Origin of the sequence: Paraburkholderia solitsugae (genome assembly GCF_013177695.1) — a bacterium.
Classification (GTDB): Bacteria; Pseudomonadota; Gammaproteobacteria; order Burkholderiales; family Burkholderiaceae; genus Paraburkholderia; species Paraburkholderia solitsugae.
In genome coordinates, this window is the sequence record NZ_WOEY01000181.1 from 41,817 (window position 1) to 58,114 (window position 16,298).

Below are 16,298 nucleotides of genomic sequence, written 5' to 3' on the forward strand. Positions count from 1 at the left end.
TCGCCCTGGAATAGGCCCACACCATGAAACTCACCCGTGTTGCAGCGCTATGTCTGCTCGCGTTCAATAGCGTTGCCGTGCTGGCGGCGACGCCGGCAAGCGGCGGATCCGACGCGGCGCAACTGGACGCGTTGAAGGCTCAGGTCGCCGCGCTTCAATCGCAAGTCGATGCGCTGCGCGCAAGCATCGCCACCGTGTCTGCGGCCGCGCCTGCGCCCGTGGCCGCCGCGCCGCCCGTGGTTCTGACGAACGACGACGCGACACAGATGCGCCAGCAGTTGAACAACATGACGCTCAAGGTCGACTCGCTCGAAGATGCCGCCACGACGGGGCCGCTAGCCGGCCTGTCGATCACCGGTTATCTCGATCCGGTCTATCTGTACAACCGTGCCCAGCATTCATCGGGCTTCATGTTCGTCAATCACGATCCGGGTGTCTACGACTACTACAACAGTACGATCGGCGACCTCTATCTCGACATCAAAAAGACCTTCGGCGTGGGCCCTATGGCGCCCGCCGCCGAAATCGTGATCGAGCCGAACCGCGGTTTCGGTTCGGTTCTGAGCAACGAGCGCGGCGGCCTCGGCAACAACATCCTGACTCAGGCGGATGTCACCGTACCGCTCAATGCGACCACCACGTTTGCCACCGGTTTGATGACAAGTCTCGCCGGCTATGAAGGGCAGCCTTCGAATCAGATGTTCACGCTGACCCATGGCCTGCTGTACGACTTCAGCGAGCCGGGCAATATGGTCGGCATCGGGCTGAAGGGGGCGAACTCCACCTACAACCATCTCTGGCAGGTACTGTTCGGCAACGAGCAAATGCGCACCTCCGGGGCGATCGTCAACGCCGCGAACAACACCACCAAGAGCAACTGGACCCCTACGCTGAGCGCGCGCTTCGACGACGTTCTCTCGACCGCGCTCGATATCGGTATTTCCGGAACCATCGGGCGGCAAACGCTGTTCTCGTTGTGTCCGGATAGCGGCGGCTATGGATACCAGTGCAATGCGTCGTCGCCGTTCGGCATGGTTCGCTACGTGGAAAGCGACCTGACTTACACGCGCGACAAACTGCAGTTGAACGCGCAGCTTGACTACGGCGAGTTGCAGAAGGGCGCCTGGAACGGCGGGACGGCGCGCTGGTATGGCTTCTCGTTGCTCGGGCATCGCAAGTGGACGACCGAATGGCTCGGCCATATGGGCGCGACGCTGCGCTTCGACTATCTGAACGACACGGCCAACGGCGGCGGTGCCAGCAACATTCTGTACGGCGCCACGGGCGGCAATCCGGCGGTCAACGGCACGAGCGGTTTCGGTGTGGATCCGGCCTGCCTGCAACGATCGACAAGCAAAGGCAGCGAGTGCAAAGGCAGCGCGCACTACGACATCACGGCCGATCTGCTGTTCTACCCCACCGCTCAGATCATCGTGAAGTTCGAATACCGGCACGACCAGGCGAGTCACGCGGTGTTCCTCAACAGCAACGGCAGCTATTCGCGCGGCAACGATATCGCTGCGGCGCAATTCATCTACTCGTTCTAAATCTTTCTACGTACCGCTTATGAATCGAGAACTTTGCTACCTGTCAGCCACCGATGCGATTCGCCGCTTTCGCGCCGGCTCGCTGTCGCCGGTCGATTTGATGTCGAGCGTACTGGAGGCCGCCTATGAACAGCAGGCCAGTGCCAACGCGACAACGGTGATTCACGCCGATGCGGCGTTAGAACGCGCGCACCTTGCTGCGCGGCGCTACCGTGAAGGCACCGCGCGGCCGCTGGAAGGTATTCCTGTGGCCGTCAAGGACGAAAGCGCGGTGGCCGGATGGACCATCACCAATGGTTCGACGGTGCGGGAGTACTTCGCCGATAAAAATCATCCGATGGTCGACAGACTCGTCGACGCCGGTGCGATTCCGCACGTGCAGACCACGACGCCTGAATTTTCCTGCCTCGGACAGACGTGGAGTCGACGGTGGGGCGTGACGCGCAACCCGTGGAATCTGCATTACACCTGCTCCGGTTCCAGCGGCGGCACCGCGGCCGCGCTCGCCGCGGGCTGCGCACCCATTGGCACGGGCAGCGACATGGCGGGCTCGATCCGCTTGCCGGCAGCGTTTCAAGGGCTATACGGATATAAACCGCCGCTTGGGCGCGTGCCGACCGCGGTCGGGGACGAGCTCTTCGCGTTCGCGACCGAAGGGCCGCTGGCGCGCAGTTTCGACGATCTGGTTGCGATGCAGAACGTCATCGCCGGGCCGCATCCTGATACCTACGCTGCCTTGCCAGCGGCGCCGCTGCCCACCCGCTACGACGATCTGAGCGGCTGGAAAATCGCCTTCAGCGTGACGCTCGGCAGTCCTGCCATCAGCGCCGATGTCGAAGCCAATCTGCACCATGCGCTCGATGGCTTGCGCCGCCGTGGCGCGGTCATCGAACCTGTCGCGATCGATTGGGATCTCAAGGAAATTGGCGAGACGTTGATCGAAGGCATCTTCGGCATTTACTTTGGCGACCACTTCCGTTCATTGCCCGCCGATGCATACGGACAACTGAATTCGTACGTACGGATGCTGTGGGACAAACACCGTGATCGCCGTGCTTCGTTGACGCCCGCTGCTCAATGCGCCGCGAAGCTACAGCAGGATATGCACGCGAAAGTCTGGTCTCAGGGCTATCGTGCATTGCTGTGTCCCACTTCCTTTACGACTGCGCTGCGTGCCGACTTCGATCCGTCCGTCGAGCCGGAAGTCGAGATTGCAGGCAAGTCGATCGAGAGCTACCTCGGCTGGGCCGCCACGCCGCCGTTCAACCTTCTCAGCCGGTCTCCCGTGATCTCCGTGCCGACCGGCTTCGGCGCGAATCACGTGCCGACGGGCATGCAGATCGTCGCGCCTTCGTATCAGGACGAGGTCGCTTTCCAGATCGCGGCCAATCATGCGGCAGCCGACCGTTCTGGCCTGTACAGCAGCGTGTTCCCGGATTTTCGCAGCGCGCCGTGAGCCGTTTTCACGTGATCGCAGAAGGACGAATATGAATCAACATGGAGTGAGCATGAATACAGAGGCAGCCGATTATGTTTTCGTCAATGCACGGGTCTATACCGTCGATCAGCAGAAGCCGTGGGCTGAGGCTGTTGCCGTACGCGGCGACCGAATCGTTTGCGTCGGCGATGAAAGCGCGGTGCGCGCGTTTATCGGCGAAGGGACCCAATGCATCGACGTCGGCCAGAGATTGATGCTGCCGGGTTTTGTCGAATCGCATTGGCATTTTTCGACAACCGCTTTCGCGTTTCAGGCGTTTGTGAACTTCGAAGACCCTCAGAAGGTGCTCGACGCATTGCGCGACTACGTGACTGGCCATCCGCACGAGAAGGCGATTAGCGGCATGGGCTGGGTCCAGGCAACCATGCCCGCGCATTTGCTGCGTAAGGAGACGCTCGACGAGATCTGTCCCGACCGCCCGGTCTGTCTGCTCTCTACCGATTTCCACAGCATGTGGACCAATTCGAAAGCGCTGGAGATCGCTGGTATCGATCGGGACACGCCGGTGGTGGAAGAGGGCGCGAGCTGGTTCGAGAAGGATGCGGTGAGCGGCGAACCCACTGGCCTCGTCGTGGACGGCGCGGCCTATTCGCTGCTGATGCGCAGATTGAGCGACGCCGGCTATTTTCCACAAGGCATCGACCTCTATCTGCAATCGTTTTCTGTCTGGCAAGAAAAACTCGCGGCGGCGGGCATCACGACGGTTTTCGATGCGGGCTTTCTCGACCCGAGTGGCGATCAATCGCTGCTCTACGAGACCTTGCAGCAGATGGAGCGCGAAGACCGCCTCAAATTGCGGGTAGTCGGCAGCTACGCTGCGCTGGGCGCGGTGACCGATCCAGTCGCGACGCTGCTGGATTACCGCTCGCGTTATCACTCGCCGCTGGTGAAAGCCCAGGTGCTCAAGCTATTCGTCGACGGCACCGAAATGAACCATACGGCGTATCTACTGGCGCCGTACGCCGACCAGCCGCATACGTGCGGCGACACAGCGATGCCGGAGGAGGATTTCAGGCGGCTGTTGCTCGAAGCGGACCGGCACGGCATTGATGTGATGATGCATTGCGTGGGCGACGCCGCGGTGCGGCTCGCGTTGGATGGTCTGGAGCAGGTGAATGCGACGAATCCGCCGCGCGAACGGCGCCACGTGATTACCCACGCGTTCCTGACCCATCCGGACGATATTCCGCGCTTCCGTCGGCTCGGCGTGCTCGCCAACACGCAATTGCAATGGGGCGTGGTGGATGCCTATAGCGAGTTGATTCGTGAATACTACGGCGAAGAACGCTGGAGCAATATGTACAAGTTCCGTACCTTCATCGATCAGGGCGTGACCGTTTCGATCGGTATGGACGGACTGGCGTGTCAGTGCCGTTGCCAGCACCGGCCGGTCGAGCATATCGAATCGGGGCACACACGCCAGTTAGCAGGCGAGCCGAATGCACCGGTGTTGCCCGACCGCAATGAGCGCCTGAGCATTCCGCAACTGATTGCGGCTTACACGATCAACGGTGCGTATCAACTGCGCATGGAGCACGAGATCGGATCGCTCACAAGCGGCAAGCGCGCGGACTTGATCGTGCTGGAGAGCGATCTGTTCGAAGTTGCACCGCATGATATCGGGCGCATGAATGTCGCGCTGACGATGATGAACGGAGCGGTCACACACGGGTCGCCGGAAGCGTTGGCGGTATCCGTATCGCGCTCCTGCTAGCGGGGCTTGCCTGTTGGACTGCCGGTGCTATGCAAAATCGGATGGGCCGGGCGCTGGCACGCCGGGCGGCGTGTCGGTGTCGCCCAGGCTGTCCTCGGCCTCTTCTTCAGGCGCCGGGGTGTCGCCTTTTTGTGGCAGCGGCTGATCCAGACCCGGTTCTACCGGCGTTGGAATCGCATCGCCGATGGGCTTGGAGACGTCGATGGGCGGGCTGCCCGGGTCTTCATCAGGCTCGTTGCCGTGCTCGTTTGGGGGGTTGGGCTGATTAGTCATGACGGTTCTCCGGTGGATGAATAGCAAATCATCTATCAGCAATGCGCGTTCCACGGCATCGCTTTACCGGCGGGCACATTCCAAAACCTTTATAAAACCCCGGATTTCCAGACCATCTGCGCGGCGGCAGCCAGAACGAACACCAGCACCAACACCCGAAACGCCCCGGGCGGCAGCCTGTCCCGTAGCGGTCGCACTAAGAACATCCCGACAATCACCGGCACACTCGCGCAGGCCGAAATGGCCAGATCGCTCAAGCTGGCATGGGCACCGCCGCTAAATGTAGCGACCAGCGTGATAATCGACACCACCAGAATAATTGCGATCTGCTTCGTAAAGACTTTCCCGGTGGCGCCCGTGGCGATCAAATACATCGCCAGCAAAGGCCCTGGCACCGAAGCGATGCTCTCCATCACCGCCGCACCAAATCCCAGCACGAACCCGGCCGGCTTCGCCCACGTCGGCGACAACGTAAGCCGCGGCGAAAGCAACAGGAGCAGCGCCGCAACGATCAGTAACATGCCCGCGGCGGCCTGCGCGCGATGCGGCGCCAGCGAGATCAAGACGCTCACGCCGACGATGTTGCCGATCACCGTCCCGATCAACGGTGCAGCAATGCGCCGGACCGTCGGCAGCATGTCGCCGCCTTCCAGCGCCTGTGGAATATTGCCGAGAATGATCGGCATCGACAGCAATAGAACGGCCTCCTTGATCGGCATGAACTGGCTGAGAATCGGCATCGCAACCAGCGGCACGCCGATACTGACCACGCCCTTGACCATGCCGCCCAGCAACAGCGCTGCAATGATGCCAAGCAGCGCGTAAAGGCTGAGCGTCTGCAGGCTCGCGCCAAGTACGCCGTTGGCGAAACTGAAATGAAACATGGTTGAGGTCCGCGAGCCAACCGCGCGGACCAGATGGGCCGGATGCGCGGGCAGTGGCTTGTTTTTATCGTTCGGCCAGTTCAATGCCCGCGTGTCGCGCAAGGGTCGAAGCAGCCAGCTAAGTGAGGCCGCATGATACCGTGCCCGCGCTCAAGCCGTCTGAAGGCAGAACGTAAGGAATGGTGCCTTCAAATGGCGTCTGAAGCGGTGCCTTCATCGCTCAGCGCACGCCCATTGCGAACGGCTAACGGGGCCGGTGTTTGCGCAGCCGCTGGCGTCGCGGTGCCCACCGGCGCGCGCCGCGTCTTCAAGCGAAGAATCGGCGCTTCGATCAGTCGCCAGGACAGCACGGCCATCGTCAGCGAAATCGCAAACGACGCGGCGATCCCGGCGAGGTGCGCCCACAGCGGTACGGTGCCGCCGAAGAACGCCGCCGCGTGACGGTTGCGGGTCAGGTCCGGAATCAGATTGTGATAGAGATAAAAGCCGTAACTGATGCGCCCGAAGCTCACCAGCCAGCCGGTTTCAAGCAGACCGATCACCGCCGCGTTGCGGCAGCACGCAATCGAACACACAAGCGCCGCGATAGAGACGCCATACACAGCACTGACCGTCGTGAAGGCAAGCGAGCTGCCCAACTGACTCCACCTTGGCTCAGTCGCACACAAGCCCACCAGGCAAACACTCAACACGAACAGCGTCATGCCATGCCCGAGCATGACGCGCAAGCGGCTCTCTTTCCCTGCGATCATCAAGCCGCCTATCCCGCCCAACGCCAGCAGCCAGAAGTTGGTCAGTGGATGCGTATAGATCGTGATCTCCTGCCACCGTGCCGCACGCATCGCCAGCAGCGAAAGGAGTCCAACCGCGACGATCGTGAGACACACCGCGCGATGCCGGCGCGCCGCAACCAGCAGCAATAACGGCGCAAACACGAGATAAAACTGCTCTTCAATCGCGAGACTCCAGAGATGCGAGTAACGCCCCGGCCAGTCATGGAGCACCGAGCCGATCCAGAAGTTCGACAGATAAGCGAAATGGAATGGCATGCCGCTGGCCAGTTCGGGACTCCCCATCCCGAACGTCATGAGCACACACATCACCACCAGCATCAGGTAGTAAATCGGAAAGATGCGTAGCGTGCGGCGAAACAGGAAGCGCTTCAGTTCAGCACCGAACCGGCTGCCGTTTGTTTCGATGCGCGTGCGTTGCGCGGACAGGATACCGATGATCAGAAAGCCGCTCAGCGCGAAGAAGATCCACACGCCGAGGTGGCCGATCTCGCCAATGTCGCCGAATAGACGGTGCTGAAAAAATACCATTAGGACTGCAATCGCGCGCAATCCGTCGAAGCCGGCAATCCTGTTGTTCATTGGGGTGGTGCTCTAGTGCGAAGGCAGCGCGTGAAACGCGGGATGCCCGACGGGCCTCTACGAACCCATCCTACGATGAAAAAAAGCGAAAAAAATCGCGCATCGCAAGCGGCGATTTTTTTTCCGCAGGCCTTACCGATTGCGCTCACGCCTGACGCATTAAAAGCCGCAAAACTTCCCGCAATCGAAGGCGCGATGACGCAGCATTACCGCACGCCGACATCTGAATTTCAGATTGCTGCCACTTCGCCTGCATTTAAAGGGTGGTTGTTAGCGCAAGTCGACGGGGCACACGGTATCGATGGGAACGTTTTATTGTTATGGAGTTCCTACTGAGGACAACGGTATCTGACCGCTTTTCAAGGCGCGTTGCCTGCACGCGCCATCTTGCGAGAACCTGTATGGACCCACGCCGCGGACGCTCGATCGAAGTGGATTTCTTTCGCGGCGTCGTGCTGATTGTTATCGTGTTGGACCACATGCCCGGCAGCACGCTGTCGCATCTGATGTTGCACACGTATGCCTTGTGCGACTCGGCCGAAGTGTTCGTGTTCCTCGGCGGCTATGCGTCGGCGGCAGCGTATACGGCGGTGCTCGCGGGGCGTGGCGAGAACGCGGCGAAGATGCGCTTCGTCTGGCGCTGCTGGGAGATCTATCGCGCCTATCTATTGACGGCAGTATTGACGCTGCTGTCCGGTGCCGTTCTCGCGCAATGGCATCTGAACCCGCCGATGGTCGACCTGAGCGGCTGGCAGCCGTTCGTGATTCAGCCACTGCGCGAGACGTTCGATATTGCCGTGCTGCGGCACCAGCCGTATTTATCAAGCGTGCTGCCCATGTACGTCGTTTTTGCGTTATGCGTGCCGTTCGTGGTGCCGCTGGCGCGCCGTTCGTCGCTCGCGGCGCTGGGCTTGAGCGTGACGATCTGGGCGCTGGCCCGTCCGTTGGCCGGACTATTCAGCATTGACGACATGGCCGACTGGGCTTTTAATCCGTTTGCATGGCAACTGATGTTCGTGCTCGGTATTCTGTGCCGGGTGCAACCCGTCAGCGAGCGCTTTCACGCGACCCGCACCGCGCGCTGGTTCACGCGCGCCGCGGTGGTTGCGGTGCTGGCATTCGCTATCGTCAAACTCTTTGTGCTGACGCAGCCGCTGCCCGGCGTGCATAAACAAAACCTTTCCGTGGAACGTGTGATCAACTTCATCGCCATTGCCTGGCTCGCCGCGCAGTTCGTGCGCCAGGGCCGCGTCGCGTGGCTCGCACAGCGGTTGCCGGCGGTGGTGACGGTCGGCCGTACCGGGCTCGTGTGTTTCGTCGCCGGCACGCTGGTGTCGTTGATCGTCGATACGGCGACGCCGCATACGTTCCATGGTTTTCGCGGCACGCTGATCGGACTCGGCGGCGATCTGGTCGCCATCGGCGCGCTGCTGATGATCGCGCGCGGCTGGAACGGCTGGAAAGGGCAGCCGTCGCGCCCGGCGGTCAACGGCGCGGGTTACGGATGAGGGCGCGTGCGCGCCATCAGTGTTATCAGCGCCATGGGCGTTCTACGCGAGGTTCGCGCACGGTCATCACGGTTGCCGGCGCAGTGCTATGCCTGATGAGCGCCTCAGAGGTATGGGCCGCGCCCAAGGACGATCCGCTCGCCATGCATTGCGCGGAATTCGCGGGTGCAGTGTTACCTCCTGAACTGATCGCCTTGCCCACTGCCGGTGTGCAGATCGAAAGCGCGGCGATGGTGGCCGCCACGGCGCCGGGCAATCAGCAAGGCGGCGAATATTGCCGCATCACCGGCCGTATCAAGGCGCTCAAAGCCGGCACGCCCGATATCCGCTTCGACCTGAATCTGCCGCGCCGCTGGAACGGCCGCGCGCTGCAGATCGGCGGCGGGGGCTACAACGGTGTGGTGGTGAGCGGCACGGGCGTGATGCCGTTCTCTCCGGATCGCGCACCGCTTGCGCAAGGCTATGCGACCTTCGGCGACGACTCCGGCCATGTGGGCGATTCGTCGCTCGCGGTCTTTGGCCTCGTCGACGAAGCGGTGACGAATTTTGGCTACGCGCATCTGAAGAAAACGCACGACGTCGCGCTCGCACTCATTGCGCGCGCTTACGGCCGGCCGCCGCAACGGATGTATTTCGCCGGCGGCTCGACGGGTGGCCGTGAAGGCTACACGGTGATGCAGCGCTATCCCGACGACTACGACGGTGTGATCGCCAATTCGCCCGCGCTCAATTTTACCGGCGTGCGTTTGATGGGTGTGAAGCTCGGCCAGGCGGAATTCGCAACGCCCGGCGGTTTCATTCCACCGCTGTTGCTCGAACATGTGGTTCAACGCACGCTAGCGGTCTGCGACCGGCTCGACGGCGCGGCGGACGGCATCATCAGTGACGTCGCCGGGTGCCGGGAACACGAAGCGGAGATCATCGCCTCGTTGCGCTGCGCCGGACGTGCGCCCTCGCACGACGAATGCCTCACTGACGCGCAACTTTCCACCTTGCTGGTGATGCGCGACGGCCTGTCGCTGCCGTACAAGCTGGCGTGGGGTGTCACCGGCGATCGTGGCTACAACGTCTTTCAAGGCACGCATCTGAGCGGCCTGCTTGGGCTCGCGCATCAACCTGAGCGCTTGCCGTTGCCGACCTTCTTCGCCAACGGCTACCTGTTCGCGCAGGGCGATGGCTACCTCCGCTATTTCGTGACGCGGGACGCGGCGTTCGAATCGCTCAGGTTCGATCCGCTGAATCCCGGTAAATATCGCGGACAGCTCGTCGCGCTGTCAGAGACGATTGGCGCGATGAACCCCGACCTCGCACGCTACATCGCGCGCGGCGGCAAGCTCATCACGCTGCAGGGCCTCGCCGACGAAGTCATCAGCCCGAACCAGACCATCGCCTACTACGAAGCGCTGATCGATCGATTCGGCATCGACCAGGTCGATGCGTTCATGCGGCTGTACATGGTGCCGGGTTATCAGCATGGCAGCGGGGTGTTCATCCCCGCCGTGGATCTGCTGGGGGCGCTCGACAATTGGGTCACACGGGGCGTCGCGCCCGAAACCCTGATCGCTACGGATATCGCGGCAGCAACCAATGGACGCTCGCGTCCGTTGTGCCGTTATCCGCTGTTTCCCCGCTATGGCGGTAAAGGTAATGTGAATCTCGCCAGCAGCTTCGCGTGCGCCGAACCGTGACGGAATCCGGCAGGCAGGTCCTGCAAAGACCACAGCCGGTGTTGAACGGCTGATACGCCGCGCCGGCGGATCCTGATCCGGGTCATCGGCTTTTTCACAATCTCCAGGTTGCGCTGCAAGTTTTTTCACTTTCAATTACATTGCGGGTGCGGTCGCACATTCGCACTGCCCCCTTTTAACCCAATACCGGTGTCTGCCATCGTCGAATCCATGCAGCCAATCGTCTCGGTCACGAATCTGTCGAAAACCTACGCCACGGGTTTTCATGCGCTCAAAAACATCAACCTGGCGATCAACCGCGGAGAAATCTTCGCCTTGCTTGGGCCCAACGGGGCGGGCAAGACCACCCTCATCAGCATCATCTGCGGCATCGTCAAGGCAAGCGTCGGCAGCGTGACGGTGGACGGCCGCGACATCGCGACGGACTATCGCGGCGCGCGCTCGCTGATCGGCCTCGTGCCGCAGGAACTCACCACCGACTCGTTCGAAACCGTCTGGGCGACCGTCTCGTTCAGCCGCGGGTTGTTCGGCAAGCCGAAAAACCCCGCTTACATCGAAAAGGTGTTGCGCGATCTGTCGCTGTGGGAAAAACGTAATAACAAGATCATTACGCTATCGGGCGGCATGAAGCGCCGCGTGCTGATCGCGAAGGCGCTCTCGCACGAACCGCGTGTGCTGTTTCTCGACGAACCCACGGCCGGTGTCGACGTCGAGTTGCGCCGCGATATGTGGAAGCTGGTGCGCTCGCTTACCGCCAACGGCGTGACGATCATTCTCACCACGCACTACATCGACGAAGCCGAAGAGATGGCTGACCGCATCGGCGTGATCAATGCGGGCGAAATCATGCTGGTGGAAGAGAAGACGGAGTTGATGCGAAAACTCGGCAAGAAGCAGTTGACGCTGCAACTCGAGAGTCAGCTCGGGGAGGTGCCGCCAGCGCTGGCCGGATATGGACTGGATGTCGCCAAGGGTGGCAACGAGCTGATCTACACGTATGAGGGCGACGGCGGGCGCACGGACATCATCTCGCTGCTCAAAGCGCTCGACGACGCCGGCATCCGTTTCAAAGACCTGCATACGACGCAAAGTTCGCTCGAAGACATCTTCGTCAGTCTGCTCCGGGGTAACTCATGAATATCTACGCAATTCGCGCGATCTATAAGTTCGAGATGGCCCGCACCTGGCGCACGCTGATGCAGAGCATCATCGCGCCGGTGATTTCAACTTCGCTTTACTTCGTCGTGTTCGGCGCGGCAATCGGTTCGCGCATCAAGGAAGTGGACGGCATCAGTTACGGCGCGTTCATCGTGCCGGGTTTGATCATGCTGTCGCTGCTGTCGCAAAGCATTTCGAATGCGTCGTTCGGGATTTACTTTCCGCGCTTTACCGGCACGATTTACGAGTTGCTGTCGGCGCCGGTGTCGTATTTGGAGATCGTCGTGAGCTATGTGGGCGCGGCGGCCACCAAGTCGATTCTGCTCGGGCTGATCATTCTGGCGACCGCCGGCCTGTTCGTGCCGCTGCAAGTGCAGCACCCGTTCTGGATGATTCTGTTTCTGGTGCTGACCGCGGTGACGTTCAGTCTGCTCGGTTTCATTATTGGCATCTGGGCGGATAGCTTCGAGAAGTTGCAACTCGTGCCGCTTCTCATCATCACGCCGCTCACGTTTCTCGGCGGCAGTTTCTATGCGGTCAATATGCTGCCGCCGTTCTGGAAGGTCGTGACGCTGTTCAATCCGATTGTGTATCTGGTCAGCGGATTTCGCTGGAGCTTTTATGGGCTCGCCGATGTGGATGTCGGTGTCAGCCTGGGGATGACCGCGTTGTTTCTGGCGGTGTTTCTCGGGATCGTCGCGTGGATCTTCAAGACTGGGTATCGGCTCAAGAGCTAAGGGCTTTGGGGCGAACCGGCCTGGCGAAAATCTCCCGGCCGGTTCGCACTGACCCGGCGCGACGACCGTATGCGATATCACCGCGCCGCAACCTGCGTGTGTGCTTCGAAACCCGTCAGCACACCGACTGCGTTCAAGCCGATTTCCTCCACGGCATAACCCCCTTCCATCACGAACAGCGTCGGCAAGCCGAATTGCGCGATTGCCGCGCCGATGCGCGGATAGTCCTTGCTTGTAAGCCGAAACTGCGAAATCGGATCGCCTTCGAACGTATCGACCCCGAGCGACACGACCAGCGCATCCGGCGCGAACTGCTCGATCTGCTCGCCGGCATGAGCCAGCGCCACCGCGTAGGTGGACCAGTCAGTGCCCCACGGCAGCGGATAGTTGAAGTTGAAACCTTGGCCGGCGCCGCGGCCGGTTTCCTCAGCGTAGCCCAGCAGGTAGGGATAGTCGATCGACGGGTCCGCATGCAGCGACACGAACAGCACATCGTCCCGCTCGTAGAAGATCGATTGCGTGCCGTTGCCGTGGTGATAGTCGACATCGAGTATGGCGACACGCCGCGCACCGTGCGCGAGCCAATGTTCGGCCGCGATCGCGGCATTGTTCAGGTAGCAATAGCCGCCCATCACGTCGCGTCCCGCGTGATGCCCAGGTGGCCGGCACAGCGCGAAGGCCGCGCGTTCGCCACGGCTCACGCACTGCGCGCCAGTCAGTGCGACATGCGCGGATTCTTCGATCGCGTCCCAGGTGCCCGAGGTAATCGGCGCGCCCGCATCCATCGCGTAGAAGCCCAGCTTGCCGTCGATGCTGAGCGGGGCGCGGTCGCGCCGCAGGCCGCGCGCCGGCCAGATGGTTGGCAGTGCATCGTGTGTGCGGCCGAGCGCGCTCCATTCCTGCCACGCGGTCTGAAGAAAGTCGAGATAGGCGTCGCTATGCACGCGATTTAACGCGTCTATGCCGAAGCGGGAGGGCGCAATCACCTCGCCGAGCCCGACCTGGCGCAAGCGCTCGTGAACGATATCGACGCGCCGCGGCGTCTCGAAGCACGGCTTCAATTCGCCGTCGATCAGTTCGCTGCGGCCGTGGTGAAGGCGATGGCGTTCGCCGTAGATAGTGATCAAGCGTGTCTCCGGAATGAAATGCGGCTTGAAGAAAAAGCGATCCCTTGCACACTGACTATCGCCGCAACCGACCGCTCTCTCCAAGAAGATTAAACCGATCCAATGGAGAGGCACCGTCTATGCAAGCGTTGCGCCGCTACGTATGCATTTCGGGATGAATATAGGTAAAACCAATTCAGTAGCAAGCTAATTTGTTCTTTCCGAGGTTTTTTTGTCGTCGAACAGTCGGGCTGAGAATCCCATTTGACGAACCTCAAGGAATACGCTGATGAATCAGGAAGACACGATTGGCCGTCTGGAACAAAGTACGATCCAGCCCATTCCTGCCGCCGAGCGGCACGGCAAGGCGAGCGATCTGTTCACGATCTGGTTCGGCTCGAATATCACGTTGCTGACGATCGTCACGGGCGCGCTGGCCGTCACGGTGTTCAAGCAGCCGTTCTGGTGGGGTGTGCTGGGGATCGTGATCGGCACGCTGGTCGGCGCGGTGTTCATGGCTCTGCACTCGGCGCAGGGCCCGCAACTGGGCGTGCCGCAAATGGTGCAAACGCGCGGCCAGTTCGGCTCGATCGGTTCGCTGCTGGTGGTGGGCCTCGTCGTGATCATGTACCTCGGCTTCTTTGCGTCGAACCTCGTACTCGGCGGCCAGGCGCTGCAAAGCCTGACGCCTGCTGTCAGCGTGAATGACGGCGTGATCGTGGTCGGCGTGCTGAGTCTGGTGGCGACGATCTTCGGCTACAACCTGATCCATGCCTATACGCGTTTGATGACCTGGTGCTCCGGCGCGGTGCTGGTGCTCGCCTTCGTGTGGATCATTTTCGTGCATGGACTGCCGGCTGATTTCCTCACGAAGAACAGTGCGAATCTGACGGGTTTTCTGGGCACGATTTCGGTGGCGGCGCTCTGGCAGATCGCCTACGCGCCGTACGTGTCCGACTATTCGCGCTACATGCCCGCTAACACCGGGTCGCGGACCGCATTCTGGGCGAGCTATTGGGGCTGTTCGCTCGGCTCGATCTTCCCGATGGCGCTGGGTGCCGTGATCGGCCTGGTGGTCGCGGATGGCGACGTCGTCAACGGCCTCACCACGCTCACGCGTGGCATCAGCACACTGGTGGTGATCGTGCTGTCGATCGGTATTGCCGCAACCAATGCGATGAATCTGTATTGCGGCGCTCTCTCCACCATCACGATCCTGCAGACGCTGTTTCCCTCGTGGTCAGGCAAAGCACGCGCGCGTACCGTTACCGCCCTGGTGCTGTTTGGTATTTCGCTGACGATCGCGTTGTTCGGTCAAAGCAACTTCCTCGCGACCTACACGAACTTCATTCTGTTGCTGCTTTACGTGCTGGTGCCCTGGACGGCGGTCAATCTGATCGACTACTACCTCGTCTGCCACGGCCAATACGACGTTGACTCTTTCTTCCGTCAGGACGGCGGCATTTACGGCCGTTTCAACGGCATCGCAATCTTCTCGTACCTGTTCGGCATTGTCGTGCAACTGCCCTTTGTTGCTACAGACCTGTACACCGGGCCGATTGCGAAGAGGCTCGACGGTGCGGATATTTCGTGGGTGGTCGGTCTTGCGTTGACCTCGCTGGTTTATTACGTGGGTTGTAAGCGGTTTTCTCGTACGGCTGCGAGCGCGGCTGCCTGAACATCTGCCCCCCCGGCAGTCCCCAGGCGATCTGTCGGGCAATCCCCTTAGTCCATCCGGACGATGACCGCCCGCGTCGAATCGCCGTCAATGACGGTATGAACCGAGAACGGTGCGACATGGCTTTCCGTCCACCGTATCGAGGCGCACAGCCGCGCGGCAGGCGTTGGGGCCGCGGATAGGGATGGGGGGGAGCGTGATGCGGGAGGGCTGTAAATGAAACCCAGAGTTCAGCGGGACGGACTGATTGCCGGCGTACTGGTGGCGATTGGCGTGATCGGTGTATCCGTGCGGCAACTCTACGCGTGCGCCTGGAGCGACGAGTTTCCCGGCATGGTGTGCACGGCCGGTTCGTCGCTGTCGTTGTTTCTGGGCATCACCGGGCTGGCTGCGCTGGCTGGAAAAGTCTGGGCACGCCACTCGGGCGCGGACGAACAGTGCTTCACATTCCTCGGCGCGGTGGGCGGTGCTGCGCTGGTGTTTGCGATGGTGGTGACAGGCTTCTAGATACTATGAGGGCAGCACGAGTGAAGCCTCAGGTGTAAAACGGGAGCCACAAACCCTGTTTTCCAAGAGGAGTACGCAAATGAATGCGCCTCGCACGGCCCTTCACGGGCAGGATACAACCATCACCGGATCGCTGTATGTCGCCTTTGAACTGGGTGACAGGAGCTGGAAGCTCTCGCTGGGCGATGGGGTGCGCTCGCCGAGCCGCTGCACAGTGGCCGCTGGCGATACGGCCGCAGTCTTCACGGCGATTTCAAAGGCCAAAGCGCGCTGTCATCTGGCCACCGATGCCCCGGTGCGCAGCTGCTATGAAGCCGGGCGTGACGGCTTCTGGCTGCACCGCTGCCTGGAAGCACATCAGATCACGAACCTGGTGGTGGATTCAGCCAGTATCGAAGTAAACCGGCGCAGACGTCGCGCCAAGACCGACCGTCTCGACAGCGACAAGCTGCTGTCGATGCTCATGCGCTACTACGGTGGTGAGCGCCGGGCTTGGGCGGTCGCACGTATCCCCACCCCCGAACAGGAAGATGAGCGGCGGGTACACCGTGAACTCGATCGCCTGCGGCAGGAGCGCACTGCCCATAGCAACCGCATCCGCTCGCTGCTGGTACTCCACAACCTGCG

The 16,298-nt window shown here is 61.3% G+C and carries 14 protein-coding genes and 1 pseudogene; 11 read left to right on the forward strand and 4 right to left on the reverse strand.

Going from position 1 to position 16,298, the window contains the following annotated elements; genetic code table 11:
• Window positions 1-23: 23 nt before the first annotated feature.
• Genes GNZ12_RS42710 through GNZ12_RS42720 form a run of 3 tightly spaced genes read left to right on the forward strand, consistent with a single transcriptional unit; the run spans window position 24 to window position 4,759 of the window.
• Complete coding sequence (locus GNZ12_RS42710) at window positions 24-1,547, forward strand: DUF3138 family protein (protein ID WP_172318880.1); 1,524 nt, start codon at window positions 24-26, stop codon at window positions 1,545-1,547.
• 19 nt (window positions 1,548-1,566) lie between these two features.
• Window positions 1,567-3,003, forward strand: coding sequence for an amidase (locus GNZ12_RS42715; protein ID WP_172318882.1), 1,437 nt, complete (start codon window positions 1,567-1,569; stop codon window positions 3,001-3,003).
• 52 nt (window positions 3,004-3,055) lie between these two features.
• The gene (locus GNZ12_RS42720) at window positions 3,056-4,759 is read left to right on the forward strand and encodes an amidohydrolase (protein WP_172318884.1); all 1,704 of its coding nucleotides are present in this window, start codon (window positions 3,056-3,058) and stop codon (window positions 4,757-4,759) included.
• 27 nt (window positions 4,760-4,786) lie between these two features.
• Here GNZ12_RS42720 and GNZ12_RS42725 read toward each other — a convergent pair whose 3' ends face one another.
• The 3 genes from GNZ12_RS42725 to GNZ12_RS42735 form a co-directional block, all read right to left on the reverse strand.
• The gene (locus tag GNZ12_RS42725) at window positions 4,787-5,032 is read right to left on the reverse strand and encodes a hypothetical protein (RefSeq protein ID WP_172318886.1); all 246 of its coding nucleotides are present in this window, start codon (window positions 5,030-5,032) and stop codon (window positions 4,787-4,789) included.
• Between the two features lie 89 nt (window positions 5,033-5,121).
• Window positions 5,122-5,916, reverse strand: coding sequence for a sulfite exporter TauE/SafE family protein (locus GNZ12_RS42730; RefSeq protein ID WP_172318888.1), 795 nt, complete (start codon window positions 5,914-5,916; stop codon window positions 5,122-5,124).
• A gap of 188 nt (window positions 5,917-6,104) precedes the next feature.
• Complete coding sequence (locus tag GNZ12_RS42735) at window positions 6,105-7,289, reverse strand: acyltransferase family protein (RefSeq protein ID WP_172318890.1); 1,185 nt, start codon at window positions 7,287-7,289, stop codon at window positions 6,105-6,107.
• A 75-nt stretch (window positions 7,290-7,364) separates the two neighbouring features.
• On the opposite strand from GNZ12_RS42735, the gene GNZ12_RS42740 reads away from it, so the two are divergent.
• From GNZ12_RS42740 to GNZ12_RS42760, 5 genes are all read left to right on the forward strand, one after another.
• On the forward strand, window positions 7,365-7,625 hold the full coding sequence (locus GNZ12_RS42740; protein WP_172318892.1) for a hypothetical protein: 261 nt from the start codon (window positions 7,365-7,367) through the stop codon (window positions 7,623-7,625).
• A 65-nt stretch (window positions 7,626-7,690) separates the two neighbouring features.
• Entirely contained in the window at window positions 7,691-8,797 is a 1,107-nt protein-coding gene (locus GNZ12_RS42745) for an OpgC domain-containing protein (protein WP_172318894.1), read from the forward strand.
• 95 nt (window positions 8,798-8,892) lie between these two features.
• A complete protein-coding gene (locus tag GNZ12_RS42750) occupies window positions 8,893-10,485 on the forward strand; it encodes a tannase/feruloyl esterase family alpha/beta hydrolase (protein WP_235994089.1) in 1,593 nt (530 codons plus the stop codon).
• Between the two features lie 210 nt (window positions 10,486-10,695).
• Window positions 10,696-11,622, forward strand: a complete 927-nt coding sequence (locus GNZ12_RS42755) for an ABC transporter ATP-binding protein (RefSeq protein WP_172318898.1) — start codon at window positions 10,696-10,698, stop codon at window positions 11,620-11,622.
• The gene (locus GNZ12_RS42760; protein ID WP_074288289.1) at window positions 11,619-12,380 is read left to right on the forward strand and encodes an ABC transporter permease; all 762 of its coding nucleotides are present in this window, start codon (window positions 11,619-11,621) and stop codon (window positions 12,378-12,380) included. The genes GNZ12_RS42755 and GNZ12_RS42760 overlap by 4 nt, the downstream gene beginning before the upstream one ends.
• Before the next feature lie 77 nt (window positions 12,381-12,457).
• On the opposite strand, the gene GNZ12_RS42765 is transcribed toward GNZ12_RS42760, so the two are convergent.
• On the reverse strand, window positions 12,458-13,507 hold the full coding sequence (locus tag GNZ12_RS42765) for a histone deacetylase family protein (RefSeq protein ID WP_172318900.1): 1,050 nt from the start codon (window positions 13,505-13,507) through the stop codon (window positions 12,458-12,460).
• A gap of 268 nt (window positions 13,508-13,775) precedes the next feature.
• On the opposite strand from GNZ12_RS42765, the gene GNZ12_RS42770 reads away from it, so the two are divergent.
• The 3 genes and pseudogenes from GNZ12_RS42770 to GNZ12_RS42780 all read left to right on the forward strand — a co-directional run.
• Entirely contained in the window at window positions 13,776-15,164 is a 1,389-nt protein-coding gene (locus tag GNZ12_RS42770; protein WP_172318902.1) for a purine-cytosine permease family protein, read from the forward strand.
• A gap of 216 nt (window positions 15,165-15,380) precedes the next feature.
• On the forward strand, window positions 15,381-15,671 hold the full coding sequence (locus tag GNZ12_RS42775) for a hypothetical protein (protein ID WP_172318904.1): 291 nt from the start codon (window positions 15,381-15,383) through the stop codon (window positions 15,669-15,671).
• 79 nt (window positions 15,672-15,750) lie between these two features.
• Window positions 15,751-16,298: pseudogene (locus GNZ12_RS42780) on the forward strand (IS110 family transposase); the annotation flags it as partial.

Excerpts from the sequence above, each read along its gene's own strand:
- GNZ12_RS42710 (WP_172318880.1), top strand. The coding sequence starts at position 24 with ATGAAACTCACCCGTGTTGCAGCGCTATGTCTGCTCGCGTTCAATAGC.
- GNZ12_RS42715 (WP_172318882.1), top strand. The coding sequence starts at position 1,567 with ATGAATCGAGAACTTTGCTACCTGTCAGCCACCGATGCGATTCGCCGC.
- GNZ12_RS42720 (WP_172318884.1), top strand. The coding sequence starts at position 3,056 with ATGAATACAGAGGCAGCCGATTATGTTTTCGTCAATGCACGGGTCTAT.
- GNZ12_RS42725 (WP_172318886.1), bottom strand. The coding sequence starts at position 5,032 with ATGACTAATCAGCCCAACCCCCCAAACGAGCACGGCAACGAGCCTGAT.
- GNZ12_RS42730 (WP_172318888.1), bottom strand. The coding sequence starts at position 5,916 with ATGTTTCATTTCAGTTTCGCCAACGGCGTACTTGGCGCGAGCCTGCAG.
- GNZ12_RS42735 (WP_172318890.1), bottom strand. The coding sequence starts at position 7,289 with ATGAACAACAGGATTGCCGGCTTCGACGGATTGCGCGCGATTGCAGTC.
- GNZ12_RS42740 (WP_172318892.1), top strand. The coding sequence starts at position 7,365 with ATGAAAAAAAGCGAAAAAAATCGCGCATCGCAAGCGGCGATTTTTTTT.
- GNZ12_RS42745 (WP_172318894.1), top strand. The coding sequence starts at position 7,691 with ATGGACCCACGCCGCGGACGCTCGATCGAAGTGGATTTCTTTCGCGGC.
- GNZ12_RS42750 (WP_235994089.1), top strand. The coding sequence starts at position 8,893 with ATGAGCGCCTCAGAGGTATGGGCCGCGCCCAAGGACGATCCGCTCGCC.
- GNZ12_RS42755 (WP_172318898.1), top strand. The coding sequence starts at position 10,696 with ATGCAGCCAATCGTCTCGGTCACGAATCTGTCGAAAACCTACGCCACG.
- GNZ12_RS42760 (WP_074288289.1), top strand. The coding sequence starts at position 11,619 with ATGAATATCTACGCAATTCGCGCGATCTATAAGTTCGAGATGGCCCGC.
- GNZ12_RS42770 (WP_172318902.1), top strand. The coding sequence starts at position 13,776 with ATGAATCAGGAAGACACGATTGGCCGTCTGGAACAAAGTACGATCCAG.
- GNZ12_RS42775 (WP_172318904.1), top strand. The coding sequence starts at position 15,381 with ATGAAACCCAGAGTTCAGCGGGACGGACTGATTGCCGGCGTACTGGTG.